The organism is Nostoc sp. (assembly GCF_036919675.1).
Classification (GTDB): Bacteria; Cyanobacteriota; Cyanobacteriia; order Cyanobacteriales; family Nostocaceae; genus Nostoc.
This window is the reverse complement of sequence record NZ_JBALCP010000030.1, coordinates 47074-70466: the sequence shown is the minus strand read 5'-3', so window position 1 is coordinate 70466 and position 23393 is coordinate 47074. Positions and strand designations below refer to the sequence as shown.

Genomic DNA, 23393 nt, shown 5'->3' with positions numbered 1-23393 from the left:
AAATATTAACTATTGACAAAAAAGGACAAAGGACAAAGGACAAATGACAACCTTGCTGCAAAAATCGCCTATCCATCGCACCGTATTGAACAATGGCATTGTCGTGCTGGTGGCAGAAAACCCTGCTGCGGACATCATTGCGGCGCGAATCTTTGTGCGGGCCGGTAGTTGTCACGAAAATCGAGAGCAAGCAGGGTTAGCACATTTACTGTCAGCAGTGATGACAAAGGGATGCGATGGTCTTTCTAGTTTGGAAATTGCCGAAATTGTCGAGTCTGTAGGGGCGAGTCTGAGTGCAGATGCCAGCACTGATTATTTTTTGCTATCTTTCAAAACGGTAACATCCGATTTTGGGGAAATTTTAACATTGGCAGGGCGGATTTTGCGATCGCCTACTTTTCCCGAAACTCAAGTGGAACTAGAACGGCGTTTAGCACTCCAGGATATTCGTTCGCAAAAAGAGCAACCGTTCAATGTCGCCTTTGAACAAATGCGGCAGGTAATGTACCAAAATCATCCCTATGCTATGTCAGTGCTGGGAGATGAAACCACCATGAGCCGCTTAACTCGTGCGGATTTAGTGGAGTATCACCAGACTTATTTCCGTCCAGAGAATCTAGTAATTAGTATTGCTGGTAGAGTCACACCCACAGATGCAGTGGCATTGGTGGAAGAAGTCTTTGGTGATTGGCAAGCGCCAGCCCAAGCACTGCCAATACTGAATTTACCTGAGATTAAGGTGGAACCACAGGTAAGGCTGAAGCCAGTACAGACACAACAATCAATCGTGATGCTTGGTTATTTGGGAACATCAGTGAGTTCTGTTGACTACGCCCCACTGAAGTTGCTGTGTACCTACCTGGGAAATGGGCTTTCTAGTCGCTTGTTTGTCGAATTGCGGGAAAAACGCGGTTTAGCTTACGAAGTATCCGCCTTTTACTCCACAAGGCTATTTCCAGCCTCGTTTGTGGTTTACATGGGTACAGCACCGGAAAATACCAGCATTGCCTTAGAGGGACTGCGGACAGAAGTAGATTTATTGTCTAGCGATGAAGTATCCGAAAGCGCACTCCAAGCTGCTAAAAATAAGATCCTGGGGCAGTACGCCTTGGGTAAACAAACGAACGGACAAATTGCTCAGATATACGGCTGGTATGAAATTTTGGGCTTAGGAATTGATTTTGACACAAAGTTCCAAGAATTGATTGCGGCTGTGAGTGCCAAGGATGCGATCGCCGCAGCTTCTAAGTATTTAAAATCACCTTACTTATCTTTAGTTGGTCAAGAAGAAGCAGTTAATCGAGCGATCGCCTAACTGAAAATGTGCGATCATAAATGCAGCAGCTGTTTTTTAGACCAAGCGGCTGTACTATTAGCATGAGAATATTCTGGGAGTAAATTCCATGCAAAGCAGCCTGACAGCAAGTATTTTGAGTTACTTAAAATTACTAGACCCAACTGTAAATCGCTGTAGAATGGAAAAAGGGCAAAAGGGTTGGTGGCCAAAGAGGTCTAAATCTTTATCAGCCATTGAAATACTCTTGTTCTCCACTACGCCTCTGCTTATTGCCTCAACGGCTGTAGTATCAATAGCCGCACCACAAAAAATTGCCCAAGTAAATCCTGGAGATAGCATCAACCGCCCTACCCTTAAAGTTGGTAGCCAAGGCGAACGTGTATCTGAACTTCAGGCAGCTCTAAAACTTTTGGGTTTTTATTCTGGTGCAGTAGATGGTACATATAGTCAGAATACCGCCAGTGCTGTTTCCCGGTTTAAACAAGCAGCTGGCTTGAATCCAGATGGTGTTGTTGATGCCAGCACTTGGCAACGACTTTTCCCTAAGGAACCGGTAGTAGCATCAACCGTCCCTTCATCCCAGCCAAAATTTAACTCAGCTACAAATTTTCCTGTTCCAACCCAGGCTAGCAACCTCACCAACGTTGCAAATCCTACCCCCAATCCCCCAAGACCAGCTGTAACACAAGTTCCGACTAGCCCTACAAGACCTACTACCCCAAAAAAAGCTGCAACACAAGCTGTGACAAACCCTGAGCCAAGACCTGCTACCCCAAAAAAAACTACAACTTCAAGCACACAGAAAAGGCAGAATCCTACTACATCAACTACTCGAACTCAGTCAAACACAACTACTAACCGAACCCCTGGTATTCAATACACCTCAGAAGGTTTGCCAATTTTGCGTATAGGATTACGTGGTTCTGAAGTTGTTAAGTTACAACAACAACTGAAAAAGCTTGGTTTCTTGAAAGGCGATGCCGATGGAGACTTTGGCGTTACAACCGAAGTAGCTGTGAAAGCAGCACAAAAGCGCTATGGATTAGAAGCTGACGGTATAGTTGGTGGCTCTACGTGGGAGGTTCTTTTGCGGCGTTAACCGTATTAAGGAGCATAGCCAGTGTCTCCTTTGCCTGTAACCAAAGGCGCGGGCAAGATGCTTTGAAGTTCTGATAACTTCTTTCTTGGAAATCCCCAAGGTAGAGAGGTTTTCAACTTCGAGAAACCTCTGTAAGGGTTTTGCGCTTGACAGCATTTATGATGAATTTTAGGACTTACGCATTGACAAGAAAGACCAAACATGAATTATTTGTAAAACCATATCTGTTGTAGGGGTAGAGCGCATTGCTCATTGATCTCAACTTAAGGTAAAAGCCTGCCGAGAAGAAGCTTTTAGAGATTATCTCCTCAAGAGTCTCCAACTGGGAATGCTTAATGGGGGGCTGCCGCCTCAAGACTTGTGGCTCTGCCGCAATTGAAGAGCATTTCCAGCCTCTGGCTGGAAATGAGATTTTAAAGGAGTTTTGGCTTAAGTGGACACAGATGAGGAATGCCCTTTACCCCTACAGCGCAGGTCTATTTACCATCAAAGAATGATTAATAAAAGCCTGAAACGACCTATTTTGGTAAATTCATACCATGATTAATTTGTACAGTGCCTAAGTCCTAAATTTCATGCGGTACATCCTGCAATACGATAAAGATATACCGATTAGAAGTATCTCTCTATGCCAGCACTGAAAAATTACATTGCTTTTTGGCTAACAAAAGATGATGGCAACTTTAGGATTCAAGCACAACGACACCTGATAGTGTTAGAAATCACAACTGGCAACAGTTAAACTAATTAAACTTACTGGCTAATTCTTCTAAAAAAACTTATGCAACACTTTTTATTAACTTGGCTCGGTACTGCGGTGGCGTTATTTCTTACTGCTAATATCGTTCCGGGATTCTTTATCAAGAATTTTGTGGTTGCCTTGGTTGCTGCTCTTGTTATTGGTCTGGTTAATGCATTTATTAGACCAATTTTGCAGATTTTGACGTTTCCGATTACCTTACTCACCTTTGGTTTATTTACATTGGTGATCAACGCTTTAACCCTTTGGTTGGCAAGTGCCTTAACTCCTGGTTCTGGTTTTGAGATTCAGGGCTTTTTACCTGCTTTGTTAGGTTCAATTGTGCTAGCTATTGTTTCTAGCATAATTAACTATTTGTTAAGAGTTGTTGACTAACGTGAGTTCAACGAACCTCTCCCTGATTTTACTATGCAAAACCTGTCTCTCTCGCCCGTCGGAAAGGGACAGACTTGAACTTTAGTTAAAGGTAGGGAGAGGTCTTTTTATTCGACTAATTAGGCGAACATTATTATGATCCGTCGAACTCACGTTAACTAGAAAAATTAGTGAAGTTTTTTAATACTCATATTTGAGGCTTGGGCAACGGCTATCGTTACCGCTCCTGGTTGCCCTTGTAGCTGCAAAATTCGTTTAGGAACTAAGAACCTCACTCCCAATGATTCTGTGCTGGTAAAAGGGCAAGCAGTCAACAACGGCGTTTGAGTAGCTGCAAGAATAGCAGCTGCCTCTGCTACGCTAGGTGTACCTACTTTGTGGTCGGTAATTGTGGCAGGGTTGGGGACACAGACAGAGCGAAGGATTTGGGCAGAAAAGGTTTTTAGGGGCAAATTGCGTAGGCGACAAAGTTGTACTAAACCAACTTCCAAGGCTTTAGTGTCAATAGTACCAATTCCTGCGATCGCACTTTGAAAAAGTTGATTTTCTTGAAAGACTTGCTCAATTGCCCTATCAATCAATTGCCATGAGGTTCCCCGTTTACAACCGATTCCTACCCAGAAAATCTGTTGCACTTGGTGTATTTCCTTATTCGGTTCGTCAGGGTTCGACATGCTTGGATTTACTCTAACAGCCAACCAAATAAATCTCCTACTGTCAGCCTCAACTCACTTGCAAAATCTGGCACAGGCAGTAAAGCTTCTAATTCATCCAACATAATTGGCTGTTGATTGCGGATGTACACAAATACCGTTTGTTCTTCTGGATCAATCAGCCAACCCATTTGTGTTTCATAATTCAGGCAATGTAAAATATTTTTTGTAACTTTCGTTTGTCTTTGGTCAGGCGATAGAATCTCAATTGTCCAATCAGGAGCTGCTTGGAATATATTGGCAACTTGACCATTCTCATCACGGGGAATTCTTTGCCAAGTAAACACAGAAACATCTGGCACTATTGACCTTCCACCAAAAGTACACCGCAGTTCTGGAAAAGCACGAGCAATTCGCTTGGGCTTCACCGTTAAGTTGATAGTGCTAACCATTTCACCTTGAATTGTACTGTGCTTTCCCTGTGGCATAGGTTTCTCAATAATTTTTCCATCAATGTATTCACTAGCAGGCTTTGTTTCTGGTAACATTAGAAACTCTGCCAAAGTTATGTTTTTTGATGGTGTCCGTACCATTTGCGATCGCCTCCAAGTCCAGCAATTCTAATTAATCAACCGCAAAGTACATAAAGAAGAAATCAGCTTTAGCTTAACTCTTACTCTGCCGACCTTTGCGTTACCTCAGCGTACCTTTGCGTTAAAAAAATCTCATCTAGATGATTTTTACATCCTCTCCAATACCTGAATTCCCAACAAAGATAGTCCCAACTTCAGGGTTCTAGCAGTCAAATCACATAAAACCAAGCGAGATGTTCGCTGCGGTTCCTGTGCATCCAACACCTGAACTCCCTGATTGCGGTCATAAAACTGATTAAACTTCTTACTCAGTTCGTACAAATACTCACATAAACGATTGGGTAGCAAGTCTTGCTCTACACTACTAATAACCTCATCCAGTTGAAGTAAATATTTTGCCAGCGCTAATTCTGTTTCATGCTGCAACAAGACAGCATTGTTTCCCAACTCCTCAAAGTTAATATCACCCTTGCGGCTAATCCCCTGAATCCGCGCATAAGCATACAGCATATAGGGCGCAGTATTACCTTTGAAATCCAGCATTTTGTCGTAACTGAAAATGTAGTTACTGGTGCGGTTTTGGCTTAAGTCTGCATATTTAACTGCACTGATCCCTACGATCCTAGAAACTTCATTAATGAATTCTTCTGTTTCTTGGCGTTCTTCTTCTTGTAATCTCGCTTTTAGATCAGCATGGGCACGAGAAACAGCTTCATCTAATAAATCCCGCAACCGTACAGTATCCCCAGAACGAGTTTTGAATTTCTTCCCATCTTCTCCTAACACCAACCCAAAGGGCACATGCACTAATTCCACATCATCAGGAATCCATCCGGCTTTGCGTGCAACTTGGAAAACTTGAGCAAAGTGGTTTGCTTGTCCAGTATCGGTTATATAAATTATCCGCTTTGCCTCATCCTGCTGAATCCGGTAGCGGAGGGATGCTAAATCTGTTGTGGCGTAGTTATAGCCGCCATCTGATTTCTGCACAATTAAAGGTAGAGGTTCACCTTCTCTATTTGTAAAGCCTTCCAGAAAAACGCATTTTGCCCCTTGATTTTCTACCAGTAACCCAGATTTTTCTAAATCTTCCACAACTTTTGGTAGGAAGCGATTGTAAAAAGATTCGCCTCGTTCAGTTAAGTTGATATTCAGTAAGTCATAAATTACTTTAAATTCTTTTCGAGAAGCTTCACAAAGAAAAAACCAAGCGTGTTTTGCTGGTAACTCATTAGATTGTAGTTCTACTACTGCTTTACGTGATTTTTCTCGAAAATCAGCATCTTCATCAAATTTTTTCTTAGCTTCTCTGTAAAACTGAACCAAGTCTCCTATATTTATAGAGGGAGAGTTAATGAAACCCGGTTGATTGTCCGCCTCATAATATAGACTATTCCAAAAGGAATTATTTTCAGAATCAAATTCACGAAGATGAGTAATTAACATCCCAAACTGCGTACCCCAATCACCCACATGATTTAACCGCAGCACATCGTGTCCTTGGAATTCTAAAATCCGGGCGATGGAATCACCAATAATTGTGGAACGCAAGTGTCCGACATGCATTTCTTTGGCAATATTCGGACTGGAAAAATCCACAATTTCTTTTCTTGGCGTTTTCGCCGCTGGAACTCCCAATCGGGGATCAGTTTGAATCGCATTGAGTTGGGCTTCTAAATATGCTGTTTTCAGTTTTAGATTGATAAATCCTGGCCCGGCGATTTCTGGCGGTTCGCAGATTTCGGATACATCTAGTTTCTCAACGATCGCTCCGGCGATCGCTCTTGGTTGCTTTCCTAACTTCTTACTCAGGGATAAAGCCACATTCGCCTGATAATCACCAAATTTAGGATTGCTAGCAGAAACCAAAATTGGATCTACTCCAGCGAAGTCAGCGCCAAAAGCTGCGACTAAAGCCTGTTCAAGCTGAACTTTTAGCTTTTCTTGTGTAGCGTTCATATATAAATTTTATCTGTGAGAGGGAATGTAGCTCTGGAAAAGCTTGATTATTCACTTTAGCAATCTGGAGATTGTGAAGAGGGATAAAAAATCAACACGCCGTTTGCAAAAGTATCTTTTTTGACAAAACTGCGTCTAGCTGACCATATTTTGCACTTTCAAGTCTTCATGCGCTACGAGGTTGCTAGACATAAATAATAACTTTGCTGTTATTACAGCAAAGTTTTAACGCTGGCGACTTACCTTGAAGCGTTTTCGAGCCAATTTATTTCTAAACTATCACAGGTATTGCTAAAAACTCAACTGTCTCAACGGTTTGATTGGGCTGCGTTTCCAGTAGAAAGGTGCGTTACACTTCGTTAACGCACCCGATAAAATATTCCCCAAATGAGGAAATTTCCCGAAAATAGGAAATTTGATTGACTTTGGACTTCTCAATTAACGATATCTGTAACAGAAATATAGACTATACAGATAAGTATTAGCATACGCGAAGTCATTAAACGACTACAAGCTGATGGTTGGTATCTTGCTAGAACCAAAAGTAGTCATCGACAGTTCAAATATTCAGATAAACCCAGAACGACTGTAACAGTGTCTGGTAAGCCAAATGTGGATGTGCCAATTGGTACTCTTAAAAATATCTAGAGACAAGCTTAATTGGAGAAAGACTGATGCATTATACAGTTGTGATTGAAAAGGGAGAAACTAGCTACGGCGCTTATGTCCCTGATTTACCAGGTTGTATAGCTGTGGGTGAAACTTTAGAAGAAGTCAAGCAGATGATTGCAGAAGCTATTGAATTTCATCTAGAAGGAATGCTAGAAGATGGTTTACCTATTCCTAAACCTACAAGCATCGCTCATGAGGTTGAAGTTGTAAACTACATCAAAATATGATTAGAGAAAATCACTCAATTAGCACTAAACAATCCTCTTAATACACTGTGGCGGAAGTTCGCACCGCACTTTTCGCTTACAATTTCACACCGGATACACAGCAGCTATTTGGTGTTGATGCTGGTGCTACAGATTTTAAATAACAATTAGCACTAGCACCTTGTACTCCTGGTCGAACATAGGTATAAGCATTACACCTATTATCATTAATACAAAACTGCTGGCAATCTGAAGCGGATGCTGAAGTCGGAAAACCTGTGTAATCGCTACCTCCTCTATTTCTACCAAATTCAGCGGTTACGACATAACGTGGAATAGTGGTTGAGATTGGAGCAACTTGAGCTGTGGCAGGTTGAGCCAATGGTATGAAGTTTAGGGACGTACTAAAACCTAAAATTAACAAAAGTGCCAACCCAAAAAATATAATACTTCTTGGGAAAACAAAAATTTTCTTTGCATATTGCCAAGCTGCAACTATTTTTAATTTCATAAATCTCTCCTTGCTACACAGTAGACATCTCCAGAAATTAAATATGCGTCAGGCAGAATCTTTGTAGAGGCGTTACATGGAACGTCTCTACATTCTTTTTCACCAAATGTCTAGTATTAAACGAATCCGCAATGACGCTCTTACGTCGCTAACGCAATTACGTTTTATAACGGTGATTTGAATTGGGGATCAAAAAGTGCTGCCTATAGAGCCAGGGGAATTAACCCCCCCAACTTTGTTAATATCTGCTAGTTAGAATATAGTTATTTACTACCAAATACAAAAATTGTTAATGATTTTACATAATTCATTCAGTGTCTAGCTGCAAGCTAAACACTGAATGAATTAGGCAGGGGAGATGAAAAAATCGAGTTGTATTGAAGCTTCCCTCCTCCCGCCCAAGCAAGGCACAACTGACGGAAACGATCGCCCCGCACCTCAAAATTCGGGTACTGATCGAAACTCGCGCAAGCCGGAGATAGCAACACCACAGGCGCTTGATATTCCTTAGCTAATTCTGCTGCTCTCGGAACTGCCCTTTCCATAGTTTCCACAATATGGTAAGAATAATAACCCACCTCTTGGAGGCGTTGGGCAAATGCGGGTGCAGCAGAGCCAATCAATAACACAGCAGCAGCTTGGGAGTGAATTTTTGCTAGCCAGCCAGTATCATCACCTGCTTTGGCTTCTCCACCAGCAATTAAAATCACTGGACTTTTCACGGATGCTAAACCAACTTCCGCAGCATCGTAGTTAGTGGCTTTGCTATCGTTAATGAAATCAATACCTTCCCAAGTGCAGATATGCTCCAAACGATGAGCAACGCCAGGAAATTCTCGAATTGCAAGTGCGATCGCATCACGATTAATTCCCGCTAATCTTGCCGTTGCTACTGCCATCAAGAGATTTTGTTGGTTATGTTCTCCTACCATCCGCAAAGTGGATACTTTCACAATCGGTTCTGGTGCAGAGGTTGCACTCAACTTTTCCACAACCCAGTCGTCTTCGATGTAAAAGCCTTTTTCGCTAATCAGGAAATCTTTTCCTCTCACACTTGTCCAATAGGCATTAGGCCAAGCACTTAAACCTTGCTTGCTCAAGTAAGTATCATCACCATTGAACACTTGCAACTCGGACTGATGCAATAACTTTGCTTTGATGTTGTAATAGTTCTCTAAAGTCTGATGGCGACTAAGATGATCCGGCGTGAAAGTCGTCCAAACACCGATACGGGGTGCAAGAGAACTGGAAGATTCTACTTGATAGCTACTAATTTCCGCAATCACCCAATCAATACAATTTTGGATTTTAGATTTTGGACTTCGGCTCTTTTCGGCTTCGCTCAAGGCAAGTCGTTCAGTCGAACGATTTTGGATTGGAGTTTCTGTCCCTGTGCTGCAAGATAGGGCAACTTCACAGGCGGCGTAGCCAATGTTACCGCAGGCGGGTGCATCTAATTCTGCTGCTTGGAAAATGGTAGCAATTAAAGCTGTGGTAGTAGTTTTGCCGTTAGTACCAGTAATTCCTACCCAAGGTAGCGCTCGCAAATTCCGCCAAGCGAGTTCCATTTCCCCAATGGTTTCAATACCTAATTGGCGTGCCTTAATTAATACGGGAATATCCCAAGGCACGCCAGGACTAACGACTATTAATTGGGGTAAATTAGCACCATTCAATTCTAGGGATTGGCCTAGTTTAACGGTTATTTGCTCGGCAGCGAGTTGTTGTTGTTGTTGTAGGAGGGTTTCGGAGGTGTTGCCATCACTTAGCTCTACCTCCCAACCTTCCCGTTTCAACAATCTTGCCGCAGCAACACCGGACTTTCCTAATCCAATTACAGTAGCTCTAGGCATAGATTGCAGCAGAGTCCCTGGTTAAGCACTCCCTATAGTAGCGTCTATTGGCAAAAATTACACAACTTTTTGTTGACCTACGCTACAGATTTTTGACGATCGCACCAAAATCAGCTAAAACACGGGCATGATTGCGAACTAATCCCAGCAGATGTAATCGATTCCGCTTAACTTCTGGATCGGAGTCCATAACTAGAACGCTATCCGGGCCATCAAAGAAGTTACTAACTGTCGGAGCAATTTTTGCTAATGCTGCTATTAACAGTTGATAATTTCGTGTCTGCTGTGCTGCTTGAGTTTGCGGTACTGATTCGATTAAGGCATTATACAAAGCTATCTCAGAGGGCTTTTGGAATAGTTCTTGACGAACTACGGCTGTCGGATCTAGCTGTTTTGTATCCAAATCACCTTGGGCGGCTAATCGTGTAGAACGGTTAACGGTTTCGTAGATGTTATCTAAGGTACTGTCGTTGCGGATTTGTTGTAGATATAAGGCGCGATCGCGTACATCCAATAAATCCTTTAATGTCCGTTCTGTGTATTCTGGGTCATTGTCACCCAAAACAGCATTTACGAAGTCGTAATCAATTTGCTTTTCTTCTTGTAGTAAAGTGCGGATGCGTTGTAAGAAAAACTCTTGTAATGCTGCGGTTAATGCTGCCTGATCTTTATGATATTTTGCTGCAAAATCTTTCGCTATTTGCTCCAATAAATTCTCTAAATTTATCGGCAAATTATAAAACCAAGTAATTTTTACTATAGCATTGCCAGCCCGGCGCAAGGCGAAGGGATCAGACGAGCCAGAAGGAATTAAACCTAAACCAAAGATACTCACTAAGGTATCTAATCTATCTGCCAAACCGACAATTTGACCTGTGAGTGTTGCTGGTAAAATATCACCGGACCCCGTTGGCAAATAATGTTGAAAAATTGCCTTTGCTACTTCGGCATCTTCACCACTGGCTAAGGCATATTTTTCTCCCATTATCCCTTGTAATTCCGGGAATTCATACACCATTTGGGTAACCAAATCGGCTTTACATAATAAAGCAGCACGTTGGATTCTTTGGCTTTGGTCTTCTTCTAATTTTAATTGGCTGGTTATTCGCTCGGCAATCTTGACTACTCTATCTACCTTTGCACGCAACGAACCCAATTCTTCTTGAAAAGTGACTTTTTCTAACTGGGGTAGAAAGCTTTCTAAAGGCTTAGTTAAATCAGCTTCATAGAAAAATCTCCCATCAGCTAATCTGGCACGAATTACCCTTTCATTCCCTACAGCAACAATATCTGATTTCTTAGGATCACCGTTAGAAATGGTGATGAAATTGGGCAATAATTCTTCCTGAAAACTACCTGGTTTGAATACAGGGAAGTAACGCTGATGAGTAACCATAACTTCAGTAATTACTTCAGTTGGTAATTCTAAAAATTCTGGTTCAAATTTACCGACAACTGTGGAAGGATATTCTACAAGGTTGGTTACTTCTTCTAACAAATCGGGGTAAATTACTGTATACCCGCCTAAATTCTGTACTACTGCATTTACTTGCTCTTTGATTAAATTTGCCCGTTCTTCTGGGTCAACGGTGACATAGGCAGATTTGAGGGTGATAACATAATCAGTCGCTTGGGCAATTGTCACAGGTTCAGGATGCAAGACCCGATGACCTTGAGAAATGCGATCGCTCTGAATCGTTTTAGAACCATTCACTAATTTTAGAGGCAGCACTGTTGCATCTAACAAAGCTACCAGCCAGCGAATTGGTCGGGAAAATCTCGCATCCCCATTCCCCCAACGCATCAACCGCTTACCTTCTAAACCCCAAATCCACTGAGGTACAAGTTCTGTCAAAATTTCTGCCACAGGACGGCCGGGAATTCTTTTTTGCACAAAGACAAATTCCCCTTTGTCAGTGGGGCGAACAAACAGCGCATCCAGTTCCACACCTTGCTTTTTGGCAAAGCCTGCTGCTGCTGCTGTCGGCTGACCATCTTTAAAGGCGGCTTGGGCGGGGGGCCCTTTAATTTCTTCTTCTCGGTCTGGTTGCTGAGATGGTAGACCTTTAATCAATACCGCCAGACGGCGGGGAGTACCGTACACCTGGACACTTTCGCCCTTGAGGCTGTTTGCTTGCAGGCTTTGGGGAATGCGCTCCCGCCATTGCACTAAAGCATCACTGACAAAACTTGCAGGTAGTTCTTCTGTACCAACTTCTAATAGAAACCCAGGCATAAGACACTGTTTTCAACTTTGCGTAGCTCAACTTTATCAGTTATTATCAAGCGATCGCTCGTGATTTTTACGGTAACTAAAGTTTGGATGCTTCTTGTGAATTTATAACTATGTATCATCTTTGCTCAACATCCAGAAATAACCGTAAACAGTTGACCAAGTTGGAAAATCACTTAGTAAACCTTGCCACATACATCCCTAAAATGGATAAAGTCGAGCTTAGGTTTGTTACATGACTTGGCATTTTCTCCAAAACTTCACAAAAAAAGTATTTCTCTTCATTGATTTATTACATTTGCTACCGTAATTTCATCCAGTATTTACTTATACATATTTCTTTCGTAAAGTTAGTGTTGTTTATAAATTGATATCTGCATGATGTCAATCAACTTTGGAGTTCTGACAATGAAAAAGATTTTCGCCTATGAAGCTACGCAGGACGCTAGTGTTGAAAAGTTAGTGTTTTTGAACTACTCAAAAAAGTGAGATACTGACTAATGAATCCAATACTGATGACTTGGTTAAAAATACTTCATGTGCCACTTTACAAGCTGGAATGTGTGTTTCATGCACGAGATTAAATATAATGCTACAATCCCCTAAGTGTAAATTTAAGCATTAGATTCACTTTTAACAAAACAGAATTCAGGAGTCATTAGCCAGAATTCTCCAATTTAATTCTGTGTGACTGGCGTCTGAATAAACGGCTTTAAGTCCCTCACCAAATTTAAAATTTGGTGTCTACAATTAGCGCAAAGTCAGAGCGGAGGCTTCCTCCGGAGACGTTTTGCGGCTTGCCGCAGGCATCTAAACTTTGTAAGAAAGTGGTGGGTCTGAATCCCTCACTATATTGATTCTGTATTCTTCTTAAAATTAGTGAAAACTTATCATGCATATGGTAAGAAACTTAAATCAGTCAACAATTATCAGTGAACACTGGTAATTAGTAATTGGTAACTGATAACTAATAATTAATAATTAATAATTGATAACTCTTAAAATTCACCATAAAAAGTTTTAAACAGTCTTGATTGGAATTGTGATTTCAAAAAATCATAACCTGCTCATAACCGAAATTAAGTAATAAAAATAGCAGCGCCTACTGAAATTAGCAATAAATCCGCTCATCTCAGGCTGTCTTCACGAAATTCACAAATAGCTCATGCACATTCTGATCTATTCCTACAATTATCATCCAGAGCCGATTGGAATTGCTCCCTTAATGACTGAATTGGCAGAAGGACTAGTAAAGCGAGGTCACCAAGTGCGGGTGATTACCGGAATGCCCAACTATCCTCAGCGCGAAATTTACGATGAGTATCGGGGTAAATGGTACGTTACTGAACAAAAAAATGGTGTCACCATTCAACGAAGTTACCTCCGAATTAAGTCTAAACCTAACCTCGTAGATCGGCTGTTACTGGAGTTGAGCTTTGTTTTTACGAGCTTACCCCAAGCCTTTAAAGGTGGACGCCCCGATGTGATTATCTTAACAGTTCCGCCTCTACTAGCTACGTTACCAGCAACAATATTTGGTTGGTTATACGACTGCCCCGTAGTTCTGAATGTGCAAGATATTCTACCAGAAGCTGCCGTGCGGATTGGGCTATTGAAAAATAAGTGGATGATCCGAACTCTTGCAGCCCTAGAAAAATTTGCATATCGGACTGCACACACTATTAGTGTCATCGCCGATGGGTTTCGTGAGAATTTAGTGAATAAAGGAGTACCAGTTAATAAAATCGTTTGTATTCCCAATTGGGTAAATGTAAATTTTATCCGCCCTTTACCGAAAGAGAACAACTCTTGGATATCTAGCCATCAACTCGATGGTAAATTCATAGTCCTTTATTCGGGCAATATTGCTCTAACGCAAGGTTTAGAAACAGTAATAGAAGCAGCACTTTGCTTACGTCATATCAAGGATATTGTCTTTGTCATTGTTGGCGAATCAATAGCATTGCAAAGGTTGCATGAATATTGTCTATTAAATGGAGCGGATAATGTTTTGCTGCTACCGTTGCAGTCGCGAGAAAAACTACCCGAAATGCTAGCAGCATCTGATGTAGGGCTGATTGTGCAAAAGCGCAATGTGATTTCGTTCAATATGCCTTCAAAAATACCACTATTGCTGGCGAGTGGTCGGCCGATTGTGGGTTCAGTTCCTGCCACTGGTACTGCTGCTAAAGCAATCCAACTCAGTGGTGGTGGGATAATTGTTGAGCCAGAATCACCCGATGCAATGGCTGCTGCGGTGCATGATTTATATGCTAATCCTGCTCTAGGGGCGAGGCTAGGTCACACAGGAAGACAATTTGCCGAAGAAAACTATTCCTTGGAGCAAGCACTTGATCGGTATGAGTGGCTCTTTTCTCATATTCTTGCTAACCGAAAATCAACTGTAGGGATCTTGCCGAAATTGGATTCCAAAAAATCAGTTGTGGATGGTTGAAGGGCATGGGGCACTTGTACTGAGCATCTCGACTTGCTTCTCTTCGAGAGGCTGCGCCAACGACTGCGCCCTTCTCTCCAAGAGTTGTATTGGGGGATTGGGCATTGCTGGCTCGGCTACACATACAAAACCCTAATTAGGGAAAATTAAATCACCCATTTGGGTGAGTTAAAAATCAACCGATCGGGTGACCTAAGTGTAGGAAGTTAAGATTAGTCAAAAAGAGGAATCTATATTAGAGAACACTGATCGCACCTCTTTCTTGGTAAGGATAACTCGATGAAACTCATAAACTTGCTTAATAAAGCTGAATTAATCAGCGTAGGCGTAGCCTGCCGTACCCCTACGGGGATCTTGCTAGGCGTAGCGTCTTGTAGAGTTGGCATCGCTCCATACCCTTATCTTTCCTAAGATCAGATCAGTATTCACTACAACTTAAGAGCGATAAACTCATTTGTACCTTATACCAATATTTTCCCCTATGTGGTTATAATGCAAGCAAGTGCTTGCAAACGCTCATGGAAAACTTAGCATCAAGGACGGCACAAACTCATGCACACTTGATAAAGTCAGCAACTAAGTGTTTGCAACAGCAGGTTTAATCGGAGCCACAGCGCGAGAAATTGCTTGTGTTGCTGCGGTAAATGAGGTAACTTTATATCGTCATTTTTAGAACAAAGAGCAACTACTAGCTGCTGTGATTACCGAAGCGATCGCTTTACAGTCCTTGAAGGAGACAGGAGGTTCTGTTAATTTGCCTCAAACAAGATGAACCGGACATTGAACGGTGCTTTCTCTCGGAGCTAAAGACAGGGTTTATACTGCCTAAAATAGTTTGAAAAATCATCCGTATAAAAAAATTATCGGAGTTAGGAAATGTACAAATTAATTAGAATGTGCTGAACAATATTTGTTAGTTTTAGGTGCTAGACATCGTGAGCGATCGCCAAATACCGAAATATATAATTTGTCACCAACATCAAAAAAAAGAGCTAAAAACTATTTAAACAATGCTTTTTTAGCGAAAAGTAGATTGCCCAAGTCTAAATCCACAAGAGAAGAAACCGAAGATGTCCCATTCTGAGTTCCCTGAGTCTCCCCTTCCCGTTGAAATAGAACAGCCTGCTGTTACTGATTCTAGTCAAGAGTTGCGACCATTGCCAAAGCGATCGCCTAAGCCACCTCGAAAGCGGCGTTGGCCTCTAATCTTGGGAATTATCCTGTTAATTGCAGGTGTTGGTTTTGGTTGGCGCTGGTGGCAAACTCGTAATGCTAGCAATGCATCAGAGGGTGCTGGAGCAGCTCCTCAACCGGCAGTTTCCGTCAAGCTAGCAACAGTGGAAACTGAAACTGTGCAGGACAGTTCGGAGTTTATTGGCTCTTTAGAGGCTCCATCCTCTGTACCAATCAAACCACAGATTGGAGGGCGAATTAGCCAGATTTTCATCAAAGAGGGCAACCGTGTTCAACAAGGGCAAGTAATTATTAGCCTAGAAATTGATGATGCCCTAGCCCTGCTACGACAAAAACAAGCAGCACTAGAACAAGCACAGGCGAATCTTGCCGAACTCAAAGCAGGGACTCGAACAGAAGTAGTTTTCCAAGCCAAAGCCCAGCTAGATCAGGCCCAAGCAAAATATCAAGATGCCGTATCTGGATCGCTACCACAGCAAATTCAGCAGGCTGAAGCTCAAGTTAATTCCGCCAAATCCGATCAAGTATTAGCACAAGCACGAGCAAAGCGATACGAAGAATTAACAAAACAAGGGGCAACTTCCCAAGATACCCTAGATGAATACGTCAAAAACAAAGCTAGTGCTGAAGCAGCGGTGGTTGCAGCCCAGAAAAACTTAGAGCAACTCCGCAAAAACAGAACTGCTAATATCGAGCAGCTAGGTGCTGCCTTAGAACAACAGAAACAATTCTATAGGCAACAGTTGAACGGCAACCGCCCAGAAGATATTGCCCAGGGGCGATCGCAAGTAAACCAAGCAGCGGCTGAAGTCCAGTCGGCTCAAGTCCAACTGCAATACACAAAAGTCCTAGCTCCTTTTACAGGTATTGTTGGTAATATCCCAGTCAAGCTAGGACAGTATGTAGGACAAGGGGATCAACTCACCACATTGACCAAAAACGACTCTTTAGACCTGAATATATCCATTCCGCTAAATCAAGCCAAAAACTTGCGCTTGGGTTTACCTGTGCAAATGCTAAACGCCCAAGGCGAACCCACAGCAACGGGTAAGATCAGTTTTATTTCTCCAAATGCTAGTTTAGATTCGCAGACAGTTTTGGTGAAAGCCAACTTTGGCAATTTGAGAAATCGACTGCTTAATCTTCAGTCAGTGCAAACCAGAGTGATCTGGAACAAACATCCAGGAATTTTAATTCCAGTTACAGCAGTATCTCGCTTGGGTGGGGAGACTTTTGTATTTGTGGCTCAAGCGCCAGAACAAAAGCCTAAAACTGAAGCATCGGCACAAAACCCTAAAGCTGATGCATCGGCACAAAACCCTAAAGCTGAAGCAGCATCTTTAGTAGCTCAACAAAAGCCCGTGAAATTGGGAGTTATTGAGGGGAATAGTTATCAAGTTATCCAAGGATTAAAAGCTGGGGACAAAATTGTTGTTTCCGGTATTCTCAGCCTAACCAATGGCGCTCCGATCAAGCCTGCACCGGAAGAAGTGGGTAGTCGGAGTTTTTAATATTTGTAGCAATCGATAACTACGTAATGCTCAATTTCTATCTACCCATTTTCTAATGATGTTTACGATCAAATTGATTTAGTAAGTAGCTGGGCGAAATTAAATATAAAATGTCATTGCGTTGGCGTAAGCCTTCCCGTAGGGTACCGAAGGCAGTGGAGTGTTCGCGTAGCGTCTTGTAGAGTTGCAATCTCAGTCTTTGCGATCGCAACTCTTGGAAACCAAGGCGCGAACACTTCGTACTCTTCTCCTGCCAAAGACCAAGGCTAACGGGTTATCCTTTGGAGTACGCAATGACAAACTATCTTAATTTTGAAAAATTTACATCTTTAAAGGGGAAAGCGTGAACAGTCATGAAAATCGCTATTGGCAGTGATGAACGCACCAACCTTACCGATAGGATAGTGGAAGAACTTAAGCAGCGTGGGCATGAAGTTATACCCTTCGGTTCCCTAACCGAGAATGATCCTGAAGTTGATTGGCCTCTCAGCTATAGTAAAGTTGCTTTGGCAGTGGCAACCCAGAAAGCAGATGAAGGGATTGTCTTTTGTTGGACTGGTACAGGTGCATCTATTGCCGCCAACAAAGTCTCAAGGATACGTGCAGCTTTGTGTCATGATGCCGAGACGGCACGCGGGGCCCGCATCTGGAATCATACGAATGTCCTTGTACTAAGTTTACGTGCTACTACAGAAGCGATCGCTAAAGAAATATTAGATGTCTGGTTTAGCACACCCTATTCTGAAGATGAGTGGAACCTCCTGCAAATGGAGCGGATTAGACAGTTAGAGAAAAGTGCAGCGACATCAAAAATTTAAAATTTACATCTTCTGATATATTGCAGCATTATTAATTGGACTCAGAGAAAAGAGAGAAAAGTGCTTTATTTCAACAATCTCAAACCACTGAGAGTAACTAATACTGTGGAACCTTCATGTCCAATGACGCCGATAGGTAAGTTAATATTTCCCAGAAAGTTGCCCACCAAAAGCAACATAATAAAACCCAACGCTACGAATATATTCTGTTTGACTATGGATTGCGATCGCCTACCCAAATGCATCGCCACGGCAATTTTTTCTAACCTGTCTGCCATCAGTATTATATCTGCGGTTTCCAATGCCACATCGCTACCAGATATTCCCATCGCTATACCTACAGATGCTTGCGCTAGGGCTGGTGCATCATTGATCCCATCGCCTACCATTGCCACAGTTTGATATTGTTGCTGTAGACGACGGATAACATCCAGCTTATCTTCTGGTAGAAGTTGAGCATACACCCGATCAATTCCTACTGCTTTGGCGACACTGTAAGCAGTTTCCTGATTATCCCCAGTTAACATGACAATTTGCTCAATTCCCAGTTTCTTTAAGCGGGTAATAGTTACGGCTGCTTCCACTCTTACTTCATCTGCGATCGCAATTATACCCATCACATCGGCTCCCCTAAGAGCAAGCGGGGTGGGATTCTTCGCTACCCAAACCACAGTTTTACCTTCTTGCTCCAAAGATTGAGCCATTTCTCGCAATTTATCAGGTAAATTTGTCACATACTGTTGCACAAAAACGGCATTGCCCACAATTACCTGTTGCTCTTGAGCGATTCCCACAATTCCCTGTCCAGGTATAGCTTGGATTTGAACTGCACCAACCCAATCCAAATTACCAGCCGCCTGCACAATTGCCTTACCGATGGGATGTTCGGAATAAGATTCTACACCAGCAGCAGTTTTTAATACATCTACTTGAGTGTATTCACTAACTGAAATTACTTGGAATACCTGCACCTGTCCTGTTGTTAGGGTACCAGTTTTATCAAATGCGATCGCTCGCACTTTGCCAATCTTCTCTAACTGCGCCCCATTTTTAAACAAAATCCCCTGTCTTGCACCATTGGCGATTCCCGAAAGCAGCGTGGGCATAATTGCAGCCATTAACGCACAAGGAGAAGCTACCACTAGGAAGGTAAGCGCCCGATAAATCGTCGTTTCCCAATCCCAACCCCAGAGAAATGGCGGTAAAGTTGCCAGTAATATCCCAGCTATTACAATGACTTTGGCATATCTTTTCTCAAAGCGATCGATAAACTCTTGCGAAGGAGGTGCTTCAGTCTTTGCCTGTTCTACCAAGCGAATCACACGCTGAATTAAACTACTTTGGGCTGGTTTGTGTACCTTAATTTGCAATGCACCATAGCCGTTGAGTGTGCCGGCAAATACTTCTGCGCCGACTGTTTTCTCTACAGGTAAAGACTCGCCTGTAATTGCAGCTTGATTGAGGGTGCTGTAACCAGATAAAATTATCCCATCAGTAGGAATTAGCTCTCCGGGTTTGACGACAATCTCATCACCCACCTTTAGCTGACTGATCGGAGTTTCCTCTTCCCTTCCCTGATGCAAAACCCTTGCTGTATCTGCTGTCAAACTCATCAAACTGCGGATACTCCGCTCAGTTCGCTGCATAGCATAGCCTTCTAATGCGCCACTGATGGCAAAAATCAAAATCAAAATCGCCCCATCAATGATTAGATGATATTCTCGTCGCCATAAGCCGAGACTAGCAGCACCAATAGCCGCCACAATCATCAGCAAATCTACATCGAGTTCTTTTTCTTTGAAGAGAGTAGTCAATCCCTCCCGCGCACTTTCGTAACCACCAATTAGATAAGCAGCGGGTAGCAGCAGGAATGCCAATTCCAACGCGCCGAGATGCAAGGCGAACCATCCGAGAAATAGCAGCAACCCACATAAAAGGGCTGCTACAGTATCTGCGTGTTCTCTGGTGAATTGGGTGAAACGCTGGGGGTAGAGCATGAGAGATGAATTTACAGGGACTCTCTCACGCTAAACCTTGACATTAATGTTAATGTCAAGGTTTATAATGATTTTGAAACGCATAGGCGCTTCGCCTTCCCGCAGGGTAGGGGCGCTGAGGGAAGCGCAAAGGTACGCAAGGTTAAATTTTTATCTGTCTTCTGGGAGCGTTTTTCAAAAGCGGCATGTGGGTAAATGCGACGATTTAGTTGTTAGCTTTAAAGTTGCACTAAAAGGAAAAAATTTATGTTAAAGCGAATATATATTGATAACTTTCGCGGCTTGGTAAATTTTGAGATGAATTTTGACTCGATTAACCTGTTTATTGGTGGTAATGGAACAGGTAAATCAACTGTTTTTGAAGTCTTACGGAAAATTCAACTTTTTATAAGTGGTGACGACAAAGTAGAAGGAATTTTTAAATCTGCTGACTGTACTCGCTGGCAGACTTTGCCAGTTCAGCGTTTTGAGCTAGAAATTGGTGGAAATGGTGGTAGTTATAAATATGAGTTTGCTATTAGACATAATCAAGATAAGAGTCATGTTGAATATGAGCGTCTCTGGTTTAATAATCAAGTTTTGCTGAAGTCTGAGGGTGGCGAAGTTCAACTTTTTAGCGATGATTACGAAGAGGTTGCGAAAGCTCCATTTCCTTCACCATTAGGATCTTTCCTATGGTTATTTACGGTAGATAGTGACAGTACAAAGTTGTCCTGGTTCACAAAACGTATGCAGCGATTTATTATTGTACAAATTATTCCAAGTCTTATGCTTGATGGGAGTGAAAAGGAAGAAATACAACTAACTTCGAGAATGGAAAACTTTGTTTCTTGGTATCGTTATATTTCCCAAGACCAGGGTAAAGTTGCTGAACTAATGAATGTTTTAACAAAGATATTAGATGGTTTTGTAAGTTTTAATTTTGAGCGGTTTAGTGAAAATTATCGAACTCTAAAATTAAGATTTTCAACAGATAAAGAGAGGAAAAAGAGTATTAATTATCGCTTTAGTGAATTATCCGATGGTCAAAAAGTGATAATTGCTCTGTACACCATTCTCTATTGTACTGAATCTGAAGATTATACCCTGTGCATTGATGAGCCAGAGAATTTTTTAGCTCTGCCGGAAATTCAACCTTGGCTAATTCAACTTTATGATTTCTGTATTGACGGAAAAATACAAGCTTTACTAATCTCCCATCATCCTGTATTAATTAATTATCTTCTAGCTTCCCCGATAGGTTATTGGTTTGAGCGTCAAAGTAATGCACCTGCACGAGTAAAACCAATTAGTAATGAAGAGACTGAAAATTCTGGATTACCAATCTCAGAACTGATTGCACGGGGTTGGCTGTATGACCCAGAATAGAGTACAGATAGTAATTTTGTGTGAGGATTTGCAACAGCAAGTTTTTGCATATCATTTTTTGAAAAAGCGAGGCTTTAATATAGATCCAAAAAACCTCACAATTAGGACTTCTCCAAAAGGTAAAGGTGCAGGAGAGCAGTTTGTTAGAAAGCGTTATCCAGCAGAGGTTAAAGAATACCGGAGAAAAAACTATCGTTCCGGAATGCTAGTAGTGTTGATTGATGCAGATAACGAAACAGTAAAAGCAACACTGAAAGAATTAGATGATGCACTGATAGAAGATTCACAGGAACTTCGTAAGCCTGATGAGAAAATAGCAATCTTCGTGCCAAAAAGAAATATTGAAACTTGGATACATTATTTACGAACAGGAGAAGTTGTTGAAGAAGAAGCAGAAAAATCTAAATATCCAAAATTCCCTAAAAATGAGGCAATTTGTAAACCTGGTGTTGAACAATTAGTAAGCCAGTGTTCTCAAGGGAGTTTGGATGAAAATGCACCGCCATCTCTCCAGGCGGCTTGTGAAGAGTTACAAAGAATTTTACCATTATTAAATAACTTATGAACGCTAGTTGCTTAACTATTAAAGAACTCACTGATGCAGTTGGCGGCGGTTTAACTCCGCGCATGGTACGGCATTATCATCAATTGGGACTATTACCGCAACCAGTGCGATCGCCTAGCAATTATCGTCTCTACACCAAAAAAGATGTCCTCCGGTTGCAACGGATTGTCGCCCTCAAGCAGCAAGGGTTTCAGTTAAACCACATCCGCAATATTTTGGAGGTGGAACCAGAAGCTGACACAACTGTTAACCTCATGGGACAACTTCAGCAGCAATATCGGGCGGTGATGCAACAAATTTCTCAACTGCGACAAACTGCATCAGCATTAGAAGGATTATTAGGGCGCGATCGCCATTGTCAAATTATCCAAGCGGAAGTTTTGGCACAACTCAAGTTACTCGATGTCGAAACTCAAGCTGGATTGGGGGGATTGGAAAATCTGTGGAGTGGCTTGGATGCCGAAATTCATACCCATTCAGAAGCTTTTTCAGAATCGCTACAACGCTTACTACCTGATTTGTCTCACCGTTCGGAAATTGAACAACACTTAATTTCTCAGTTGGTTTTGGCTTGTGGCGATGTCAGTTTGGTGTCCTTTGTCAAATTGAGCCGAGATGCGATCGCAGCTAGTCGAGGAGCTTTATCTGCAAGCTGTCAAATTGTTGTCGATACCCAAACGGTTGCTGCTGCTTTGGATCAAACCCGATTACTTCACTTGGGATGCCACATCGAAACCTTGATTGATAATCCCCATATTACCACCGCCACAGAGGCAGAACTTGCCTTTTGGCAGCATCGAGAATGGCGATCAAAATTGCAGCAAGTAAATCAGGGTTGTGTGCTGGTAGTCGGTTATGCTCCCTCAGTCCTTATAGAAATTTGTGAAGCGATCGCCAACCAGAAAATTCAGCCTGCACTAGTAATTGGGATGCCCATTGGCTTTAGCCATGCTCCCGCAGCCAAGCGACAACTGATGCAACAGGGGATACCTTTTATTACAGTTGAAGGAACCTTGGGAGGTGGCGCTTTAGCTGCTACTGCCCTAAATGCCTTGGTTGAGTCACTGATTGATAAGCCAGATTGTCATTGTTATCTCAAAGATCTAGTAGATTCTGCTGAGTGCTGAACATTGAGTACTCAGTTCAGACACAAAGATACTCAGTACTCAGCAATACTGAAAATAATATTGTTAAATAATATTGAATTTGCTACACTTTACCAGTTTTAGTAATTCAATAATTCATAATTGTGGCCATAAACTACCAACTTGGTA

At 42.1% G+C, this 23393-nt stretch carries 18 protein-coding genes; 11 read left to right on the top strand and 7 right to left on the bottom strand.

Annotation, left to right across the window (positions count from 1 at the left end):
• Positions 1–43: 43 nt before the first annotated feature.
• The 3 genes from V7K49_RS04710 (at position 44) to V7K49_RS04700 (ending at position 3531) form a co-directional block, all read left to right on the top strand.
• Positions 44–1315 carry a M16 family metallopeptidase gene (locus tag V7K49_RS04710; protein WP_335204703.1) on the top strand — a complete coding sequence of 424 codons (1272 nt, stop codon included), beginning with the start codon at positions 44–46 and terminating at the stop codon, positions 1313–1315.
• A 100-nt stretch (positions 1316–1415) separates the two neighbouring features.
• Positions 1416–2396 carry a peptidoglycan-binding protein gene (locus tag V7K49_RS04705; RefSeq protein ID WP_442948635.1) on the top strand — a complete coding sequence of 327 codons (981 nt, stop codon included), beginning with the start codon at positions 1416–1418 and terminating at the stop codon, positions 2394–2396.
• A gap of 781 nt (positions 2397–3177) precedes the next feature.
• Positions 3178–3531, top strand: a complete 354-nt coding sequence (locus tag V7K49_RS04700) for a phage holin family protein (RefSeq protein WP_163927521.1) — start codon at positions 3178–3180, stop codon at positions 3529–3531.
• A 167-nt stretch (positions 3532–3698) separates the two neighbouring features.
• Here V7K49_RS04700 and V7K49_RS04695 read toward each other — a convergent pair whose 3' ends face one another.
• The 3 genes from V7K49_RS04695 to argS form a co-directional block, all read right to left on the bottom strand.
• Positions 3699–4205 (bottom strand): cobalamin biosynthesis protein, encoded by a 507-nt coding sequence (locus V7K49_RS04695; RefSeq protein WP_335204701.1) that lies wholly within the window; start codon positions 4203–4205, stop codon positions 3699–3701.
• Positions 4206–4213: 8 nt separating this feature from the next.
• Complete coding sequence (locus V7K49_RS04690) at positions 4214–4777, bottom strand: Uma2 family endonuclease (protein ID WP_335204700.1); 564 nt, start codon at positions 4775–4777, stop codon at positions 4214–4216.
• A 147-nt stretch (positions 4778–4924) separates the two neighbouring features.
• Entirely contained in the window at positions 4925–6736 is a 1812-nt protein-coding gene (gene argS / locus V7K49_RS04685; RefSeq protein WP_335204699.1) for an arginine--tRNA ligase, read from the bottom strand.
• Positions 6737–7204: 468 nt separating this feature from the next.
• On the opposite strand from argS, the gene V7K49_RS04680 reads away from it, so the two are divergent.
• Both V7K49_RS04680 and V7K49_RS04675 read left to right on the top strand, forming a co-directional pair.
• Complete coding sequence (locus V7K49_RS04680; protein ID WP_335204732.1) at positions 7205–7384, top strand: type II toxin-antitoxin system HicA family toxin; 180 nt, start codon at positions 7205–7207, stop codon at positions 7382–7384.
• A gap of 26 nt (positions 7385–7410) precedes the next feature.
• Entirely contained in the window at positions 7411–7635 is a 225-nt protein-coding gene (locus V7K49_RS04675; RefSeq protein ID WP_335204698.1) for a type II toxin-antitoxin system HicB family antitoxin, read from the top strand.
• A 76-nt stretch (positions 7636–7711) separates the two neighbouring features.
• On the opposite strand, the gene V7K49_RS04670 is transcribed toward V7K49_RS04675, so the two are convergent.
• From V7K49_RS04670 to glyS, 3 genes are all read right to left on the bottom strand, one after another.
• Complete coding sequence (locus V7K49_RS04670) at positions 7712–8125, bottom strand: PAN domain-containing protein (RefSeq protein ID WP_335204697.1); 414 nt, start codon at positions 8123–8125, stop codon at positions 7712–7714.
• Positions 8126–8454: 329 nt separating this feature from the next.
• Positions 8455–9978 (bottom strand): UDP-N-acetylmuramoyl-L-alanine--D-glutamate ligase, encoded by a 1524-nt coding sequence (gene murD / locus V7K49_RS04665; protein ID WP_335204695.1) that lies wholly within the window; start codon positions 9976–9978, stop codon positions 8455–8457.
• A gap of 82 nt (positions 9979–10060) precedes the next feature.
• Positions 10061–12214, bottom strand: coding sequence for a glycine--tRNA ligase subunit beta (gene glyS / locus V7K49_RS04660; protein WP_335204694.1), 2154 nt, complete (start codon positions 12212–12214; stop codon positions 10061–10063).
• A gap of 1162 nt (positions 12215–13376) precedes the next feature.
• On the opposite strand from glyS, the gene V7K49_RS04655 reads away from it, so the two are divergent.
• From V7K49_RS04655 to V7K49_RS04645, 3 genes are all read left to right on the top strand, one after another.
• Positions 13377–14666 (top strand): glycosyltransferase family 4 protein, encoded by a 1290-nt coding sequence (locus tag V7K49_RS04655; RefSeq protein WP_335204693.1) that lies wholly within the window; start codon positions 13377–13379, stop codon positions 14664–14666.
• Positions 14667–15736: 1070 nt separating this feature from the next.
• The gene (locus V7K49_RS04650; RefSeq protein ID WP_335204692.1) at positions 15737–17371 is read left to right on the top strand and encodes an efflux RND transporter periplasmic adaptor subunit; all 1635 of its coding nucleotides are present in this window, start codon (positions 15737–15739) and stop codon (positions 17369–17371) included.
• 353 nt (positions 17372–17724) lie between these two features.
• Positions 17725–18189, top strand: coding sequence for an RpiB/LacA/LacB family sugar-phosphate isomerase (locus tag V7K49_RS04645; RefSeq protein WP_335204691.1), 465 nt, complete (start codon positions 17725–17727; stop codon positions 18187–18189).
• 65 nt (positions 18190–18254) lie between these two features.
• Here V7K49_RS04645 and V7K49_RS04640 read toward each other — a convergent pair whose 3' ends face one another.
• Complete coding sequence (locus V7K49_RS04640; RefSeq protein WP_335204690.1) at positions 18255–20186, bottom strand: heavy metal translocating P-type ATPase; 1932 nt, start codon at positions 20184–20186, stop codon at positions 18255–18257.
• Positions 20187–20432: 246 nt separating this feature from the next.
• Here V7K49_RS04640 and V7K49_RS04635 point away from each other — a divergent pair, with 246 nt between their 5' ends.
• From V7K49_RS04635 to V7K49_RS04625, 3 genes are read left to right on the top strand one after another with little or no spacing between them, the layout of a single operon-like run.
• Positions 20433–21554 (top strand): AAA family ATPase, encoded by a 1122-nt coding sequence (locus V7K49_RS04635; protein WP_335204689.1) that lies wholly within the window; start codon positions 20433–20435, stop codon positions 21552–21554.
• A complete protein-coding gene (locus V7K49_RS04630; protein ID WP_335204688.1) occupies positions 21541–22119 on the top strand; it encodes a hypothetical protein in 579 nt (192 codons plus the stop codon). Before V7K49_RS04635 ends, V7K49_RS04630 begins: the two co-directional genes overlap by 14 nt.
• Positions 22116–23246: a precorrin-8X methylmutase gene (locus tag V7K49_RS04625; protein ID WP_334864878.1), complete on the top strand. Its 1131-nt coding sequence runs from the start codon at positions 22116–22118 to the stop codon at positions 23244–23246. The genes V7K49_RS04630 and V7K49_RS04625 overlap by 4 nt, the downstream gene beginning before the upstream one ends.
• Positions 23247–23393 lie beyond the last annotated feature (147 nt).

Excerpts from the sequence above, each read along its gene's own strand:
- V7K49_RS04655 (WP_335204693.1), top strand. The coding sequence starts at position 13,377 with ATGCACATTCTGATCTATTCCTACAATTATCATCCAGAGCCGATTGGA.
- V7K49_RS04645 (WP_335204691.1), top strand. The coding sequence starts at position 17,725 with ATGAAAATCGCTATTGGCAGTGATGAACGCACCAACCTTACCGATAGG.
- V7K49_RS04670 (WP_335204697.1), bottom strand. The coding sequence starts at position 8,125 with ATGAAATTAAAAATAGTTGCAGCTTGGCAATATGCAAAGAAAATTTTT.
- argS (WP_335204699.1), bottom strand. The coding sequence starts at position 6,736 with ATGAACGCTACACAAGAAAAGCTAAAAGTTCAGCTTGAACAGGCTTTA.
- V7K49_RS04700 (WP_163927521.1), top strand. The coding sequence starts at position 3,178 with ATGCAACACTTTTTATTAACTTGGCTCGGTACTGCGGTGGCGTTATTT.
- V7K49_RS04690 (WP_335204700.1), bottom strand. The coding sequence starts at position 4,777 with ATGGTACGGACACCATCAAAAAACATAACTTTGGCAGAGTTTCTAATG.
- V7K49_RS04630 (WP_335204688.1), top strand. The coding sequence starts at position 21,541 with ATGACCCAGAATAGAGTACAGATAGTAATTTTGTGTGAGGATTTGCAA.
- V7K49_RS04710 (WP_335204703.1), top strand. The coding sequence starts at position 44 with ATGACAACCTTGCTGCAAAAATCGCCTATCCATCGCACCGTATTGAAC.
- V7K49_RS04635 (WP_335204689.1), top strand. The coding sequence starts at position 20,433 with ATGTTAAAGCGAATATATATTGATAACTTTCGCGGCTTGGTAAATTTT.
- V7K49_RS04640 (WP_335204690.1), bottom strand. The coding sequence starts at position 20,186 with ATGCTCTACCCCCAGCGTTTCACCCAATTCACCAGAGAACACGCAGAT.
- V7K49_RS04695 (WP_335204701.1), bottom strand. The coding sequence starts at position 4,205 with ATGTCGAACCCTGACGAACCGAATAAGGAAATACACCAAGTGCAACAG.
- murD (WP_335204695.1), bottom strand. The coding sequence starts at position 9,978 with ATGCCTAGAGCTACTGTAATTGGATTAGGAAAGTCCGGTGTTGCTGCG.
- V7K49_RS04625 (WP_334864878.1), top strand. The coding sequence starts at position 22,116 with ATGAACGCTAGTTGCTTAACTATTAAAGAACTCACTGATGCAGTTGGC.
- V7K49_RS04650 (WP_335204692.1), top strand. The coding sequence starts at position 15,737 with ATGTCCCATTCTGAGTTCCCTGAGTCTCCCCTTCCCGTTGAAATAGAA.
- glyS (WP_335204694.1), bottom strand. The coding sequence starts at position 12,214 with ATGCCTGGGTTTCTATTAGAAGTTGGTACAGAAGAACTACCTGCAAGT.
- V7K49_RS04675 (WP_335204698.1), top strand. The coding sequence starts at position 7,411 with ATGCATTATACAGTTGTGATTGAAAAGGGAGAAACTAGCTACGGCGCT.